The organism is Sphingosinithalassobacter sp. CS137 (genome assembly GCF_014334115.1).
Taxonomy (GTDB): domain Bacteria; phylum Pseudomonadota; class Alphaproteobacteria; order Sphingomonadales; family Sphingomonadaceae; genus Sphingomonas.
In genome coordinates, this window is record NZ_CP060494.1 from 1,878,949 (window position 1) to 1,893,035 (window position 14,087).

Here is a 14,087-nt window from a genome sequence, read left to right on the forward strand (position 1 = left end):
CCGCCTTATCCCAGCCGTTGCAGCAATGCCGTGGCCGCCGCGGGCGCACGCACCTTCGCGCCGTTGATCATAAAGATGTAAGTTTCACGTGGAACCACAGGCGGTTGGTCGTCGGTCACATAGGGTAGCCCCTCCGGCCGACCGCCTTCGCTCCAGCAGCGTGCGGCCTCCGCCCAGCGATCGAGCGCGGCCGGGGAATAGCCTTGCGGATGCCCCTCCTGCGCATTCTCCAGCCGCACATAGACGAAATCGCCGCTGACGTCGGCGATCGCCGGATACTCCGCCGAATCGGCATGGACGATGGCGACGCCATGGGCGCGGGCAAGCGCGACGAATTCCGGCACACGGAAGCTTTCGTGGCGCACCTGAATCGCGTGGCGCAGCGGCAGGCCGGCGTGGCGGTCGGGAAGAAGCTTCAGGAAGGCGCCGAAATCCTCGGGGTCGAACTTCTTGGTCGCCATGAACTGCCAGAGGATCGGGCCCAGCTTGTCGCCGAGCTCGACGATCCCCTGATCGAGGAAGGTCGTCACCGCATCGCCGGCCTCTGCCAGCAGCTTCCGGTTGGTGCAGTATCGCGACGCCTTCACTGCAAAGACGAAGCCTTCGGGGGCCGTCGCTGCCCATTGGGCGAAGCTCGCCGGCTTTTGCAGCCGATGATAGGTGGCGTTGATCTCGATCGCCGTCACCGCGCTACTTGCGAATTCGAGCTCGCGCTTCTGGGGGAGGCCGTCGGGATAGAAGGTCCCGCGCCACGGCGCATAGGTCCAGCCGCCGATACCGACCCGCACGTCAGCCACCGTCATCCCCCCGCGATCGGCGGCGGCCGGGAACCCGCACGTCATAGCCCAGCGCGTTCCGCGACCAGAGCATCGTCACCAGCGTATAGAGCACCACCGCCAGCGGCGCGGCGAGCAGGATGCCGAGGATGCCGAACAGCGATCCCAGCGCGCCCAGCGCAAACAGCAGCAGCGCGGGCGGAATCGACACTGCCCAGCGCTGGACGAGCGGGGTCAGCACATTGCCCTCCGCCTGCTGCGCGACGAGATAGACCAGCGAGGCGGCGATCAACGCGTCCGGCCCCTGCGCAAAGGCGAGCAGGATGCCCGGAATGGCGCCGATCACGGGGCCGACCAGCGGGATGAAGTTGGCGACGCCCACGATCACGCCCAGCGCACCCGCCGAGGGCAGACCGACGAATGTGAGGCCGATCGCGACCAGCGAGCCGACGACCGTCATGGTGAACAGCTGCCCCAGCAGATATTTCTGCAACGCGACGCCGCTCGCGTTCAGCGCATCGACGACGCGCGGCCCCTGCTCCTTGGGAAACAGCCGCTCCGCCCCGCGGACGTACAGGCCCGGCTGGAGCGCGAAATAGATCGCGCCGATCACCACCAGCACCAGATTGGTGATCGCACCGACCGCGCCGAAGGCGAACGAGACGGCGCGCCCGAAATAGCTTTGCAGGTCGAGCGAGGCGAGGCTGAGCGACTGGCCCCAGGGCTGCTGCCGCAGCCAGTCGCGCGCGCTGTCGATCGCCGAGGGCAGCTGCGCCGCGACGTTGGAGAATTCCTGTCCCAGTTGCGCCCCGAACAGCCAGCCGACCAGATAGAGGATCGCGAAGATCGCCAGCACGCCCAGCAGCACCGCCGGCGTTTCGGGAATTCCCAGCATGCGGAACGGCGCCGCCGCCGAGCGGATCAGCACCGCGATCAGGATGGCCGAGAAGATCAGCAGCAAGGTGCCCGAAAGCGGCACGAGCAGCAGCGCGAGCCCAACGAGCAGCAGGACGATCAGTGTCTTGCGGACGACCGCGCCTTCCGTGTTGCCCTGCACGTCCATTCCGCCCCCTTTTGGCCGATGCACCGGCGCACCGCCAGCGAACGGGGAGCTTTGGCGAAGGTTCCGCACCGGTCAAGCCGGCGCGAAGCGCCTATTCGACGCGCGTCCAGCGCTGCGACTTGCAGATGATGCCCAAGGCAGCGCAGCCCTCGGCACTCAGCGTATCGCCTTCGAACCGGATCGTGCCCGAAAAGCGCTTGCCCAGATCGGGAACGAAGACTTCGCCTTCCCACGCGCCGGAAGGTTGCTGCGTGAAGTTGCGGAACAGGTTCGTTCCGACCAGCGATTCGGTGCCGCCTTCGCGTGCGTCGCGCTTGGCCTCTTCATTCGCCCAGGTGACGCGGCCGCATAGCTTTCCGTCGCACGAATAGGAGCGGATATGGACGCTGCCGTCGGGATTGCTCCAGACTGCCTCGGGCACTTCCCCGGCGCTCTGCCCCGCCACGGCAGCGGGGAAGAGCAGCGGCAGCGCAAGCGCGCAGGCACCGGCGAACGTGCGGATCGGTTTCATCGGCGAGTCCTTTCGGAAAGAGATGCACCAGACGCAGCGGCATCGATTCGGTTGCAGGCAGGGAACTGCCGGCACCTGGAGCGGGCGAAGGGATTCGAACCCTCGACCCCAACCTTGGCAAGGTTGTGCTCTACCCCTGAGCTACGCCCGCTCTGGCGTCATGTCGGCGGCGCTGGATGCGCACACCGGGGCAAGGCGGCGGCTGTTAGCACCGGCCGGGCGGCCCCGCAAGCCCTTCCGGAAAAGGCTTGGCCTGTCGCCCGAGAACGCCCACATAGGCGCCGCAACACCTGCCCGCGCGCAGGCAATTTGAGGAGCGTCCCTTGGCCACCCCGCCCGGCATGTCCGCACTGTCCAGCACCGAACGCGAAGCCGTCGAGGCATTTCGGCGCGACATCGTCGAACCGTCGATGACCAGGCTGGTGATCCTGGATTTCTGGGCCGAATGGTGCGGCCCGTGCAAGCAGCTCGGCCCGGTGCTCGAGAAAGTGGCAGCCGACTATGCGACCAAAGGCGTGGTGCTCGCCAAGATCGACGTCGACAAGGACCAGTTCATCGCCGCCCAATTCCAGGTGCGTTCGATTCCGACCGTCTATGCGATGTTCCAGGGCCAGCTGGTCGCCGACCTGAGCCAGGCGCGCACCGAATCGCAGCTGCGCCAGATGCTCGACCAGATCCTGCGGCAAATCCCGGTCGAAGGCGAATCGCAGCAGGCCGAGGCCGAGATCGAGCCGCTGATCGCGATGGGCGAGCAGGTATTGGCCGAAGGAGACGCCGAGCGCGCGCTTTCGCTGTTCGACCAGCTCGCCGAGATGGCCCCCGAGCATCCGGCGGTGCTTGCCGGCCGCATCCGCGCGCTGGTCCAGCTTGGGCGGTTCGAGGAGGCACAGTCGGCGCTGGATTCGGTGCCCGAGGAGGCCGCCAAGGCGCCAGAGGTGGAGCGCGCGCGCGCCGCGCTCTCGCTTGCCACCGAAGCGGCGCCGGTCGACGATCTTGCCGAACTGAAGGCCGAAGTCGCCGCGAACCCGCACGACATGGAAAAGCGCTATGCGCTCGCCGGCGGCCAGATGGCGGCGGGCGACCGCGAAGGCGCGGCGGAGACGCTGCTCGCGATGATCGCCGAGGATCGCGAGTGGAACGAGGGCGCGGCGCGCCAGCGGCTGTTGAAGCTGTTCGAAGTGGTCGGGCTCGAGGACCCTTGGGTATCGACCCAGCGGCGCAAGCTTTCGGCGATCCTGTTCGGATGACGGTCACGCGGCTGTCGGTGTTTCCCCTGGGCGGCGCGCTGCTGTTCCCGCGGATGCACCTGCCGCTCCACATCTTCGAGCCGCGCTATCGCGCGCTGGTGACCGATTCGCTCGCGCGCGACCGGCGGATCGGGATGGTGCAGCCGCGCGAGGGCGGTGCCCACCCCGGACTCTTCGATCGAGGCTGCGTCGGGCGGATCGCCGAGGTGCAGGCACTGCCCGACGGCCGGTTCGACATCGTTCTCGAAGGACTCGCCCGCTTCACCATCATGCGCGAGCTAGACGTCACGACGCCATTCCGACAGGTCGAGGCCGAGCTGGAGCCGGTGGGAGACAGCGAGATACTGGGGATGGGCGACCGCGCATCGCTCGAGATGGAGGCCCGCCGCTTCGCCGAGGGACAGGGCTATGCCGTCGACTGGGAAGCGGTTTCACGCCTCGACGACGAATCGCTGGTGAACGGCATCGCCCAGATCGCCCCGTTCGACATCGCTTCGAAGCAGGCGCTGCTCGAGGCCGAGACGCTGCAGGACCGCAGTCGGCTGATCGTGCAGCTGATGCAGTTCTTCGGCCGTTCGGGCGACGATGTGGGGACGCTGCAATGAGCGCGGAACTCGATCCCTGGCTGCTCGACCGGCTGGTGTGCCCCGCGACCCGCACGCCGCTGCGCTATGACGCAGCGCGCGGCGAACTCGTCTCGGAGGAAGCGGGGCTCGCCTATCCGGTGCGCGACGGCGTGCCGGTGCTGCTCGCCGAGGCCGCGCGGCCGCTGCGTCCGAACTAGCGGCGCACGAGGCCTGCGACGCCGCTCGCCAGCCACGCGAGGACGCCGCTCAACACACCCAGAACCAGCATGATCAGCAGGATCGTGAGAGCTCCGCCATCGCCGATGCCATAGCGCTGCATCGTCGCCGAATAGCTGTCGGGAACGATCAGCAGCGTGACGATTGTGCCGAGAACCGCGACGACCACGAAGCTGCCGAGCCCGGCCGAGAGCCCTGCGCGCCTGCCATGCGCCGCGGTCAGGCCCGCAGCGGCGCCGGCCAGCGTCGGCCAGAGCAGCGGCCAGGCGTTGCTGCCGGAAATCGAGGCATTGGCGACGAACAACAGACCGCCGAACGCGCCGAGAAGCAGCGACCGATTCATGAAACGTCTCCTCTCGCCGCAACCAACCGCCTCCGGCGCGTGAACGTTCCTTTGGAAGAAGGTCAGACCACCTCGCCCTGAAGCAGCTTCGGCACGGCGCCCGATTCGCCGCGCGCCTCGGCCATGAAGGCGTTCTTGAGCGGCGGCAGCCGGTCCACCGCATTGAGGCCGAAGCGACGCAGCGCGGCGGGAGCGCGGCCAGGGATGCCGAACAGCCGAGTCAGCCCGTCGGTCGCGAGCGCCACCATGAAGGTGTCGAGCGCACGCCAGCGCTGGTAGCGGGCGAGGAGCTGGGCATCGCCCGACTCGAGGCCGAGCCGTTTGCCCTCGACCAGCACCTCGACCAGCGCGGCCACATCGCGGAAGCCGACATTGACGCCCTGACCGGCGATCGGATGGATGCCATGCGCCGCGTCGCCGACCAGCGCCAGCCGATGATCGGTGATCCGCGCCGCATGATGGAACCCCAGCGGATAGCTGAACCGCGGCGTCGGCGCGCCGAGCTCGCCGAGGAAACCGCCCATCTTCTTCGACATTTCCGCCAGGAAGCCGCGTTCGGAAAGCTTGAGCATGCCCGCCGCCGCTCCGCCCTTCACCGTCCAGACGATCGCCGAGCGATGTCCGTTCGCATCGTCGTTGAGCGGCAGGATCGCGAAAGGCCCCTCCGGATAGAAGATCTCGAAGGCGGTGTTCTCGTGATCATGCTGATGGTTCACGGTCGTGACCAGTGCGGCATGATCGTAGCGCCAGCGCGCCACCTTGATCCCCGCCGCTTCGCGGGTCGGCGAGTTGCGCCCCTCGGCCGCGACGAGGAGCGGCGCCGAGACAGTCGCGCCGCTGTCGAGCGTGGCAGTCACTCCGAACTCGCCGCGATCGACCGAAAGCGCCCGCGTCTTCATGCGGATATCGACCCCGGGCGCCGCCTGAGCGGCCTCATAGAGCGCGCGGCGCAGGCGCCGGTTCTCATACATGACGCCGAGCGCCGCTTCGCCCTCGCGCGTCGCGAAATCGAGCTTCCCCGGCTCGAGCCCGTCAGAGACGCGAATGGCTTCGATCGGGCAGCCCGCATCGGCCAAACGCGCGCCGACGCCGATCGCATCGAGCATGCGATGCGGCGCGCTAGCGATCGCTGAAGCGCGCCCGTCGTGCTCGGCGGCCAGAATGACTTCCGGATCGGCGATGTCGATGACGATCGCCGTCAGCCCGTGCGCGTCGAGCGCGACGGCGAGCGCGCTGCCCACCAGTCCGCCGCCGAGAATAAGGACGTCCGCGCGATCCATGACCTGCTCTCCGATACAACTCGAGCGATATGCGTGTGGAAAGCTGTGTAGGCGCCTCGGCAGGCGCTGCCAACGCTCGCCTTGACGGGGGAATCGGTTCGCGCGATGTTCCGCGTCGGACTAGCCGCATTTCGGAGATACAGGGGATGGCGACTCGCGCGCAGCCGCCGCTTTGGCGCGACACGATGAAGGCCGGCGCCCGCCGCAGCAGCGCGCTGATCGGCGGTGCGCTGTTGTTCCTCGCCACGCTGGCGCTGATCCTGGCACTGGCGAGCTATCACCCGAGCGACCCTTCGCTGAACACGGCCTCGGGCGCCGATGCACGCAACCTGCTGGGCGCGCCCGGCGCCTGGATCGCCGATCTGCTGTTCGCGATCGCCGGATTGCCGGTGGTGCTGCTCACGCCGCTGGGCCTGATCGTCGCCCACCGCCTCTGGCGTGATCGGCCTGTCGGCGGCTGGCCGAAGATGCTGCGCGGCGCGGCGATCGGAGTCGTGCTGATGGGCACCGCGCTCGCCTTCGTATCGAGCGATTCGGTGCTCGCGTTGCCCGGCGGTTGGGGTGGCGCGATCGGACTGGCGGGCGCGGGCGTGCTGCAGTGGATGCTGGGGCTTGCGGGAGACCCGACGGTATCGCTGTGGGGCGGTCGGCTGATCGGCCTGATCTGCGGCATCGCGGGCGTTTTCCTCTGGGGGCGCAGCCTTGAGCTTAGCCTGCCCGACACCGGCGTGCGCGTGCCGCGCCTGCCGCGGCGCGACCCTGCGGCGGCACCCGAAACCGAGGCCGAGGCCGATAGGGCATCGGTCAAGCCAGCTCCACGCAAGCTGGCTCTGCCCGAGAATCGGCCCAGCCCGGTGATCGCCGATCGCACGCTTGCGCCCTCGCCTTCCAAGCCCAAGCCGACTCAGGCGTCGCTTGCCTTCCCCGACAGCTATCGCCTGCCGCCGCTCGAACTGCTCACCGCGACTCCCGCAAACGCCAATCCGGCGGTCGACAAGGCCGCGCTCGAGCGGAATGCGCGGTTGCTGGAGAGCGTGCTCGACGATTTTCACGTCAAGGGATCGATCGTCGAGGTGCGACCGGGTCCGGTGGTGACGATGTACGAGCTCGAGCCTGCGAGCGGCATCAAGGCGAGCCGCGTGATCCAGCTCGCCGACGATATCGCGCGCAACATGAGCGCGATCTCCGCGCGCGTGGCGACTATCCCCGGCCGCAGCGTGATCGGCATCGAACTGCCCAATGCGAAGCGCGAGACGGTGAGCCTGCACGAGCTGATCGGATCGGAGGCTTTCGAGAGCCAGGGCGCGACGCTGCCGATCGTGCTGGGCAAGAACATCGCGGGCGACCCGGTGATCGCCGATCTAGCGCCGATGCCGCACCTGCTGGTCGCGGGCACCACCGGATCGGGCAAGTCGGTGGGGCTCAACTGCATGATCCTGTCGCTGCTCTATCGGCTCACGCCCGAGCAGTGCCGGATGATCATGATCGATCCGAAGATGCTCGAACTCAGCATGTACAAGGACATCCCGCATCTGCTCGCCGACGTCGTCACCGATCCGCCCAAGGCGGTGCGCGCGCTGAAATGGGCGGTCGAGCAGATGGAAGACCGCTATCGGATGATGGCGAGCGTCAACGTCCGCAGCCTCGCCAGCTTCAACGACAAGGTGCGCCAGGCCAAGGCAAAGGGGCAGAAGCTGGGCCGCCGCGTGCAGACCGGATACGACCAGGAGACCGGCCAGCCGATCTACGAGGAGGAGACGCTCGAACTCACGCCGCTGCCGCAGATCGTGATCATCGTCGACGAGCTCGCCGACCTGATGATGACCGCGGGCAAGGAAGTCGAATTCCTGATCCAGCGGCTGGCGCAGAAGGCGCGCGCGGCGGGCATCCATCTGATCATGGCGACGCAGCGTCCGTCGGTCGACGTGATCACCGGCGTGATCAAGGCGAACCTGCCGACGCGCATCAGCTTCCACGTCACCAGCAAGATCGATTCGCGCACCATCCTGGGCGAACAGGGCGCCGAGCAGCTGCTCGGCAAGGGCGACATGCTCTACATGCCCGGCGGCAAGCAGATCGCCCGAGTGCACGGGCCGTTCGTCAGCGACGAGGAAGTGCAGGCGGTCGCCGAACACTGGCGCGCGCAGGGCACGCCGGACTATATCTCGGCGGTGACCGAGGAGCCCGAGGACGGCGGCTTCGCGCTCGATGGCGCGCCGGGCGGCGACGACAGTCCGGAGGAACAGCAATATCGCCGCGCATGCCAGCTGGTCGCCGAAAGCCAAAAGGCGTCGACGAGCTGGCTGCAACGCCAGCTGCGCATCGGCTATAATTCGGCGGCGCGGCTGATCGAGCGGATGGAGCGCGAAGGCCTTGTCTCCCGCCCCGATCACGTCGGCCGCCGCGACGTACTGATGGATACCGACGGGCGCCCGATCGCCTGACTCGGATCGAATCGCCTCGGCGCGGGTTCAGCGCGCATTCAAGCCGATCCGGCTAGCCGCATCGCCAGAATTGTTGGAGAGAAGCTCGTGGTTCGCACGTCCATCGCCCTTGCCCTTGCCGTCCCCGCGCTCGTCGCGGCGGCGCCCGCGTCTCAGCAGAACACGCTGGATCAGGTGCAGCGCCACCTGCGCGGCGTGACGTCGATGGTCGCGGATTTCAGCCAGACCGATCGCAACGGGCGGACGGTGAACGGCACGATGACGCTGAAGCGGCCGGGAAAGATCCGTTTCCAGTACGAGCGCGGCATTCCGCAGCTGATCGTCGCCGACGGCAGCAGCCTCTATTTCATCGACTATCAGGTTCGGCAGGTTGAACGCTGGCCTATCGGTAACTCGCCGCTGTCGGTGCTGCTCGATCCCAGCCGCGACATCGCGCGCTTTGCCCGGGTGGTGCCGACACGCGATCCGCGCGTCGTTTCGATCGAAGTGCACGACCCCGAGCACCCCGAATATGGCCGGATCACGATGATCTTCCAGCGCGAGGAAAACGCGCCGGCCGGATTGCTGCTGCAGGGCTGGGTGGCGCTCGATTCGCAGAACAATCGCACGACCATCCGATTGTCGGACCAGCGCCTCAACACCCAGGTTTCCGACGGAACGTTCCGTTGGAACGACCCGCGGCGCCAGGGGCGGCCCGGCGGACGCTGATCCATTCATCTCCGCGACAGCTTCGCTCGCCTAGAACCGTTCGTGCGGATGTGGGGCGTGCCGGGATTTTTCCCCCTGTTGCCCGGCGAGTTCCACATCCTGCCTGCGTGACGAACGCCAGGTCGGCCCCCGTTCCACTGCCCCCGGAGCGGGGGCCTTTCGCGTCTCTGGCGCATCGCGGCCGGGCTGGCTACATGGCTGCGCAATGGCCGACACGATCAAGATCGCTTCCTGGAACATCAACTCGGTTCGCTTCCGCATCGGAATCGTCGAACGGTTCCTGACCGAGGAGTCTCCTGACATCCTCTGTCTCCAGGAAACGAAAGTGATCGATGGCGACTTTCCCGCCGCGGCGTTTCGCGAGCTGGGCTATGAGCACATCGTCGTCCATGGCCAGCGGATGCATCACGGCGTGGCGATCGTCAGCCGCGTTCCGCTCACCGAGGACGACAGGCTCGACTGGCAGGCAAACGGCGAGGCGCGGCACGTGGGCGTGCGGCTGGCGAACGGACTGCGGCTCGAAAACGTCTATGTTCCCGCCGGCGGCGATGTGCCCGATCGCGAGGCAAATCCGAAATTCGGCCAGAAACTCGATTTCATCGAGCGGATGACGCGATGGTCCGAGGCGCTGAAGGTGCCGACGCTGCTGGTCGGCGATTTCAACATCGCCCCGCTCGAATGCGACGTGTGGAACCACAAGGCACTGCTCGACGTCGTCAGCCACACGCCGATCGAAGTCGAAGCGCTGGGCCGGATGCAGGCGGCGCACGACTGGGTCGATCTCGGCCGCCGCTTCATTCCGGCGCCCGAGCGCTGCTTCACCTGGTGGAGCTATCGCGCCAAGGATTGGGCCGCCTCGGATCGCGGACGGCGGCTCGACCATATGTGGGCCAGCCGAGAGGTCGCCGCCGCCGCGACCGGACACAAGGTGCATGAATCCTGCCGGAGCTGGCTCAAGCCTTCGGACCATGTGCCGCTCGTGACCGAGTTCGCGCTTTGAGCGACGTACGCGGCGTCGCCATGGCGCTGGACGCGCTGCGCCGCGGCTGGCCGGTGACGATCCGCGGATGCGCGGCATCGCTGGCGCTGCTGCCGGTGGAGACCGCGGACGCCGGGCGACTCGCGGCGTTCGATCCATCGGGAACAGCGCCACTCCTGCTTTCGGCCGGGCGCGCGGCGACGCTCAAGCTGGTCAATCAACGCGAAGCGGCAGTGCCCGACGGGCCGGTGCAGGTCGCGCGTACCGACTGGCTCGACTTCGACATGGGAGTCGCGCTTGCCGATCCCCAGCTCGATCTTGCGCGGCCGCTGAAGGGGCCGTTTCGCGCCGAGGCCGTGACGGAGCCGGAAGCGGCCGGCGCGGCGCTCCGGCTGGCACGAATCGCGGGACTGCTGCCGGCGTTCTTCGTTCGGGTGGGCGCGGACGATGGCAGCGGCGTCACACCGGACGACATCTCCGCGCATGAGGATGCCGGCCGGTTGCGGATCGCGGCGCGGGCGCGGCTGCCGGTGGCGGGTGCCGAGGATGCGGAGATCGTCGCCTTTCGCACCGATGAAGCACCCGGCGAGCATGTCGCGCTGCTGATCGGCAGTCCGACGGGCGCGCCGCCGCTGGTGCGGCTGCACAGCGAATGCCTGACCGGCGATGTGCTGGGTTCGCTCAAATGCGACTGCGGGCCACAGCTGAACGCCGCGATCGCGGCGATCCGCGCGAGCGGCTGGGGCGTGCTGCTCTATCTACGCCAGGAAGGGCGCGGGATCGGGCTGATCAACAAGCTGCGCGCCTATGCGCTTCAGGATCAGGGCTTCGACACGGTCGATGCGAACACGCGGCTGGGGTTTGCGATCGACGCTCGCGACTTCGCGGTGGCGGGCCGGATGCTCGAGCTGCTGGGGCAGCACGAGGTGCGGCTGCTGACGAACAATCCCGAAAAGGTGGCAGGGCTCGAATCGGCGGGGATCCGCGTGATCGAACGCGTCGCGCATCATCTGCCGCCCAATCCGCACAACGAGCGCTATCTGGCGACCAAACGTGACCGGACGGGGCACCAGTTCTGACAAGCGAGTCGGCCTGAAAGGCGGCATCAGGAGAGCGACGCATGCGACCACGTTTCGGCAAGACGCTTCTGATGCTGCTCCTCGCCGGTTGCACACCTGCCAACGATCCCTTCTTCGACAGCGCGAACCCCGCCCACTGCGCCGCGATCTTCGGGCTCGCGGCCAATCGCGCTCAGCAGGCATCGAACTCCGACGTGGCGGACGAAATGGTGATGCGAGCGACACTGCTGGCAGAGCAGCACGGCGGCGCGGCGTGGATCGAGGCGATCACTCCGGAAGCGCTGGAGATTGCGGCAAGGATGGAAGCCGCGAACGACAGGGAGGCGGAGCTCCGCTGGCTCGACGAATGCACGGCGCAGCAGAATACCGATCCGGCCTTTCAGGCGCGCGTTGCGAGGCGCTGACCGCGTTGGTGCGGAACCCCGCTGGCAAACGCCAGCGGCTCAGCGCATGCGGTCCGGCATCCCGCTCTCCTCTGCCCGAAGCGTGAGCACCTCGACTCCGTTGCCCGTCACCGCGACGGTATGCTCGAACTGGGCGGAAAGCTTTCCGTCGCTTGCCACCACCGTCCAGCCGTCGTCGTTCGTCGACACCTTGCGGCTGCCCTGATTGATCATCGGCTCGATCGTGAAGACCATCCCTTCACGCAACCGCATGCCGGTTCCGGGACGCCCGAAATTGAGCACCTGCGGCTCCTCATGCATCTCGCGACCGATCCCATGACCGCAGAATTCGCGCACGACCGAATAGCCGTGCCGCTTGGCATGGCGCTCGATCGCGAAGCCGATGTCCCCCAGATGCGCGCCGGGCCGGACCTGACGTATCCCCTGCCACATCGCCTCCCGGGCAACCCGCACCAGCCGCCGGGCAGCGGGCGGAGCATCGCCGACGACATAGGTCTTGCTCGAATCGGCGATGAAGCCATTCTTTTCGAGCGTGATGTCGAGATTGGTGATGTCGCCGTCGCGAATGAACTCGGCCGCATCGGGCACGCCATGGCAGACGACATGGTTGATCGAGCAGTTCAGGACATATTCGAAGCCATATTGCCCCTTGCTCGCCGGCCGCGCACCCAGATCATGCGTGATAAAGCGTTCGACCAGGTCATTGACCTGCAACGTCGACATGCCGGCGAGCTGTTGGCGGTCGAGCATCTCGAAAACCGATGCGAGCAGCCGCCCCGATGTGCGCAGGAGCGCCAGTTCCTCAGCCGTCTTGACCATGTCAGCCGTGCGCAAGCTCGGGAATGCGCACCTTCGCCGCCGCAAACTGCATCCGGACGATCTCGTTGAACGAAGCGGTGGGATTGGCCTCGGCGAGCATGCCGATCTTCATCCAATATTCGGCCTGCGCATTGATCGAGCGGCACATGACGGTACTGGCGCGGCGCAGTTCTTCATGCAGCGCGTCGTCGATCTTCACGATTCCCATCACGGCCTCCGGAAACGAGCTAACGATCCGTATATGGATCGTATATTGCTCGGTCAATCAGGAGACCACGGGGGCGAAGACGCCCTCAAAACACAAGCCGAGCGACGTCCTCGAAATCAGCGGCGATGTCATGAACGCCGAGCGCGCGCAGCCGCTCGGCGTGATCGGGAGCGCAATGGCGACCGGCGCAAAGACCGATGACATGCGCGCCCGATGCTACCGCACCCCGTACGCCGACGGGTGAATCCTCCAGGATCACGGTGCGGCGGATGTCGGCGCCGATCGCCTCCGCGGCGTGGAGATAGAGATCCGGCGCGGGCTTTCCCCGTCCGACATGCTCCTTGCCGCTGTAGAGATGCTCACCGAACGCATCGCGGATCCCGAGGTGATCGAGGTGAGTGGCGATCCAGTGAGTCGAACTCGACGAGGCGATCGCTCGCGGGAGCTCGGCCGGAAGACCCCGGATGAAGGCAATGGCGCCGGCGACCGGATCGAGGCCCTCGAGAAGCACGCGCTCATTCTCGGCCACCCGCTCGCCTTCGAAATGCGGCGGAAGCGGGCGTCCGATCCAGCGCTCGACCGCGCTGACGAAGTCCTGGCCCGAAAGGCCCATGAAGTTCGCCATCGAATCTTCGGCACTGGTAGGATGCCCATTGGCGGTCAGGAAATTCGCGATGTGGCGATTGCCCTCATATTCGCTTTCAAGCAGCACGCCGTCGAAATCGAAGAGGATCGCATCGAACTTCATGCGCGCGCTCCGAACAGGGCCGTGCCGACCCGGACGTGGGTGGCGCCCAGCGTGACGGCGGTATCGAAATCGCCTGACATACCCATGCTGAACCCGGCGAGACCATGGTCCCGACCAAGCTTCGCCAGCAGCGCAAAATAGGGCGCGGGCTCGACGCCGAAGGGGGGGACGCACATAAGCCCTGCCACCGGGATTTCGGCGGCGCGCGCTTCGCCAAGAAGCGCGGGAAGATCGGCAATCGCGCAGCCGCCCTTCTGCGGCTCGTCCCCGATATCGACCTGGACGAAGCACGATGGACGGCGATCCGCCTTGTCCATCGCCTTCGCGAGCGCAGTGACGAGCGAACTTCGATCGAGCGAATGGATCGCGTCGAACAGCGCGACGGCGTCATCGGCCTTGTTCGATTGCAACTGGCCGACGAGGTGAAGGTCGATGCCGGGGGTCGCTTCGCGCAGCGCGGGCCATTTGGCGGCGGCCTCCTGCACCCGATTCTCTCCGAAAACGCGTTGCCCCGCGGTGATGAGCGGGCGGATCGCATCGGCTTCATGCATCTTGGAAACGGCAATCAGGGTGACCGCGTCGGGCGATCGCCGAGCGGTCTTCGCGGCACGCGCGATCTCCTGCCGGACGGATTCCAGGCGGTGACGGGCATCGTCGGGTTGCATGAGCCGCGCT

At 67.1% G+C, this 14,087-nt stretch carries 17 protein-coding genes and 1 tRNA gene; 8 read left to right on the plus strand and 10 right to left on the minus strand.

Going from position 1 to position 14,087, the window contains the following annotated elements; translation table 11 throughout:
• Positions 1 to 5: 5 nt before the first annotated feature.
• The 4 genes from H7V21_RS09235 to H7V21_RS09250 all read right to left on the minus strand — a co-directional run bounded on the left by H7V21_RS09235 (position 6) and on the right by H7V21_RS09250 (position 2,501).
• Positions 6 to 803 carry a DUF72 domain-containing protein gene (locus H7V21_RS09235; RefSeq protein ID WP_188053275.1) on the minus strand — a complete coding sequence of 266 codons (798 nt, stop codon included), beginning with the start codon at positions 801 to 803 and terminating at the stop codon, positions 6 to 8.
• Positions 790 to 1,839: an AI-2E family transporter gene (locus H7V21_RS09240; RefSeq protein ID WP_188053277.1), complete on the minus strand. Its 1,050-nt coding sequence runs from the start codon at positions 1,837 to 1,839 to the stop codon at positions 790 to 792. Before H7V21_RS09240 ends, H7V21_RS09235 begins: the two co-directional genes overlap by 14 nt.
• 91 nt (positions 1,840 to 1,930) lie before the next feature.
• Positions 1,931 to 2,350 carry a DUF2147 domain-containing protein gene (locus H7V21_RS09245; RefSeq protein ID WP_188053279.1) on the minus strand — a complete coding sequence of 140 codons (420 nt, stop codon included), beginning with the start codon at positions 2,348 to 2,350 and terminating at the stop codon, positions 1,931 to 1,933.
• 76 nt (positions 2,351 to 2,426) lie between these two features.
• A tRNA-Gly gene (locus tag H7V21_RS09250) sits at positions 2,427 to 2,501 on the minus strand.
• A 199-nt stretch (positions 2,502 to 2,700) separates the two neighbouring features.
• Between H7V21_RS09250 and H7V21_RS09255 the strand changes: the two genes are divergently transcribed.
• The 3 genes from H7V21_RS09255 to H7V21_RS09265 are packed head-to-tail and all read left to right on the plus strand — an operon-like array spanning position 2,701 to position 4,381.
• On the plus strand, positions 2,701 to 3,597 hold the full coding sequence (locus tag H7V21_RS09255) for a tetratricopeptide repeat protein (RefSeq protein ID WP_188056454.1): 897 nt from the start codon (positions 2,701 to 2,703) through the stop codon (positions 3,595 to 3,597).
• Positions 3,594 to 4,202 carry an LON peptidase substrate-binding domain-containing protein gene (locus H7V21_RS09260; protein ID WP_188053281.1) on the plus strand — a complete coding sequence of 203 codons (609 nt, stop codon included), beginning with the start codon at positions 3,594 to 3,596 and terminating at the stop codon, positions 4,200 to 4,202. Before H7V21_RS09255 ends, H7V21_RS09260 begins: the two co-directional genes overlap by 4 nt.
• A complete protein-coding gene (locus tag H7V21_RS09265) occupies positions 4,199 to 4,381 on the plus strand; it encodes a Trm112 family protein (RefSeq protein ID WP_188053283.1) in 183 nt (60 codons plus the stop codon). Before H7V21_RS09260 ends, H7V21_RS09265 begins: the two co-directional genes overlap by 4 nt.
• Here the strand turns inward: H7V21_RS09265 and H7V21_RS09270 are convergent.
• A complete protein-coding gene (locus H7V21_RS09270; RefSeq protein WP_188053285.1) occupies positions 4,378 to 4,743 on the minus strand; it encodes a hypothetical protein in 366 nt (121 codons plus the stop codon). The genes H7V21_RS09265 and H7V21_RS09270 overlap by 4 nt on opposite strands.
• A gap of 62 nt (positions 4,744 to 4,805) precedes the next feature.
• On the minus strand, positions 4,806 to 6,023 hold the full coding sequence (locus H7V21_RS09275; protein ID WP_188053287.1) for a UbiH/UbiF/VisC/COQ6 family ubiquinone biosynthesis hydroxylase: 1,218 nt from the start codon (positions 6,021 to 6,023) through the stop codon (positions 4,806 to 4,808).
• Between the two features lie 146 nt (positions 6,024 to 6,169).
• On the opposite strand from H7V21_RS09275, the gene H7V21_RS09280 reads away from it, so the two are divergent.
• From H7V21_RS09280 to H7V21_RS09300, 5 genes are all read left to right on the plus strand, one after another.
• Entirely contained in the window at positions 6,170 to 8,467 is a 2,298-nt protein-coding gene (locus H7V21_RS09280; RefSeq protein WP_188053289.1) for an FtsK/SpoIIIE family DNA translocase, read from the plus strand.
• A gap of 87 nt (positions 8,468 to 8,554) precedes the next feature.
• Complete coding sequence (locus tag H7V21_RS09285; protein ID WP_262503799.1) at positions 8,555 to 9,175, plus strand: LolA family protein; 621 nt, start codon at positions 8,555 to 8,557, stop codon at positions 9,173 to 9,175.
• A 205-nt stretch (positions 9,176 to 9,380) separates the two neighbouring features.
• Entirely contained in the window at positions 9,381 to 10,175 is a 795-nt protein-coding gene (locus H7V21_RS09290) for an exodeoxyribonuclease III (RefSeq protein ID WP_188053291.1), read from the plus strand.
• A 20-nt stretch (positions 10,176 to 10,195) separates the two neighbouring features.
• Entirely contained in the window at positions 10,196 to 11,233 is a 1,038-nt protein-coding gene (ribA, locus tag H7V21_RS09295; RefSeq protein ID WP_188056456.1) for a GTP cyclohydrolase II, read from the plus strand.
• A 41-nt stretch (positions 11,234 to 11,274) separates the two neighbouring features.
• Positions 11,275 to 11,637 (plus strand): hypothetical protein, encoded by a 363-nt coding sequence (locus H7V21_RS09300; protein ID WP_188053293.1) that lies wholly within the window; start codon positions 11,275 to 11,277, stop codon positions 11,635 to 11,637.
• A gap of 39 nt (positions 11,638 to 11,676) precedes the next feature.
• On the opposite strand, the gene map is transcribed toward H7V21_RS09300, so the two are convergent.
• The 4 genes from map to H7V21_RS09320 all read right to left on the minus strand — a co-directional run bounded on the left by map (position 11,677) and on the right by H7V21_RS09320 (position 14,077).
• A complete protein-coding gene (gene map, locus H7V21_RS09305) occupies positions 11,677 to 12,456 on the minus strand; it encodes a type I methionyl aminopeptidase (RefSeq protein WP_188053295.1) in 780 nt (259 codons plus the stop codon).
• A 1-nt stretch (position 12,457) separates the two neighbouring features.
• Entirely contained in the window at positions 12,458 to 12,664 is a 207-nt protein-coding gene (locus tag H7V21_RS09310) for a ParD-like family protein (protein WP_188053298.1), read from the minus strand.
• Between the two features lie 85 nt (positions 12,665 to 12,749).
• Positions 12,750 to 13,412, minus strand: a complete 663-nt coding sequence (locus tag H7V21_RS09315; protein ID WP_188053299.1) for an HAD family hydrolase — start codon at positions 13,410 to 13,412, stop codon at positions 12,750 to 12,752.
• Complete coding sequence (locus tag H7V21_RS09320; RefSeq protein ID WP_188053301.1) at positions 13,409 to 14,077, minus strand: YggS family pyridoxal phosphate-dependent enzyme; 669 nt, start codon at positions 14,075 to 14,077, stop codon at positions 13,409 to 13,411. Before H7V21_RS09320 ends, H7V21_RS09315 begins: the two co-directional genes overlap by 4 nt.
• Between the last annotated feature and the right edge of the window lie 10 nt (positions 14,078 to 14,087).

What these genes read in the sequence shown, in the direction of transcription:
- H7V21_RS09240 (WP_188053277.1), bottom strand. Translation starts at nt 1,839, where the DNA reads ATGGACGTGCAGGGCAACACGGAAGGCGCGGTCGTCCGCAAGACACTG.
- ribA (WP_188056456.1), top strand. Translation starts at nt 10,196, where the DNA reads ATGGCGCTGGACGCGCTGCGCCGCGGCTGGCCGGTGACGATCCGCGGA.
- H7V21_RS09310 (WP_188053298.1), bottom strand. Translation starts at nt 12,664, where the DNA reads ATGGGAATCGTGAAGATCGACGACGCGCTGCATGAAGAACTGCGCCGC.
- H7V21_RS09265 (WP_188053283.1), top strand. Translation starts at nt 4,199, where the DNA reads ATGAGCGCGGAACTCGATCCCTGGCTGCTCGACCGGCTGGTGTGCCCC.
- H7V21_RS09315 (WP_188053299.1), bottom strand. Translation starts at nt 13,412, where the DNA reads ATGAAGTTCGATGCGATCCTCTTCGATTTCGACGGCGTGCTGCTTGAA.
- H7V21_RS09300 (WP_188053293.1), top strand. Translation starts at nt 11,275, where the DNA reads ATGCGACCACGTTTCGGCAAGACGCTTCTGATGCTGCTCCTCGCCGGT.
- H7V21_RS09280 (WP_188053289.1), top strand. Translation starts at nt 6,170, where the DNA reads ATGGCGACTCGCGCGCAGCCGCCGCTTTGGCGCGACACGATGAAGGCC.
- H7V21_RS09245 (WP_188053279.1), bottom strand. Translation starts at nt 2,350, where the DNA reads ATGAAACCGATCCGCACGTTCGCCGGTGCCTGCGCGCTTGCGCTGCCG.
- H7V21_RS09260 (WP_188053281.1), top strand. Translation starts at nt 3,594, where the DNA reads ATGACGGTCACGCGGCTGTCGGTGTTTCCCCTGGGCGGCGCGCTGCTG.
- H7V21_RS09235 (WP_188053275.1), bottom strand. Translation starts at nt 803, where the DNA reads ATGACGGTGGCTGACGTGCGGGTCGGTATCGGCGGCTGGACCTATGCG.
- map (WP_188053295.1), bottom strand. Translation starts at nt 12,456, where the DNA reads ATGGTCAAGACGGCTGAGGAACTGGCGCTCCTGCGCACATCGGGGCGG.
- H7V21_RS09290 (WP_188053291.1), top strand. Translation starts at nt 9,381, where the DNA reads ATGGCCGACACGATCAAGATCGCTTCCTGGAACATCAACTCGGTTCGC.
- H7V21_RS09270 (WP_188053285.1), bottom strand. Translation starts at nt 4,743, where the DNA reads ATGAATCGGTCGCTGCTTCTCGGCGCGTTCGGCGGTCTGTTGTTCGTC.
- H7V21_RS09275 (WP_188053287.1), bottom strand. Translation starts at nt 6,023, where the DNA reads ATGGATCGCGCGGACGTCCTTATTCTCGGCGGCGGACTGGTGGGCAGC.
- H7V21_RS09320 (WP_188053301.1), bottom strand. Translation starts at nt 14,077, where the DNA reads ATGCAACCCGACGATGCCCGTCACCGCCTGGAATCCGTCCGGCAGGAG.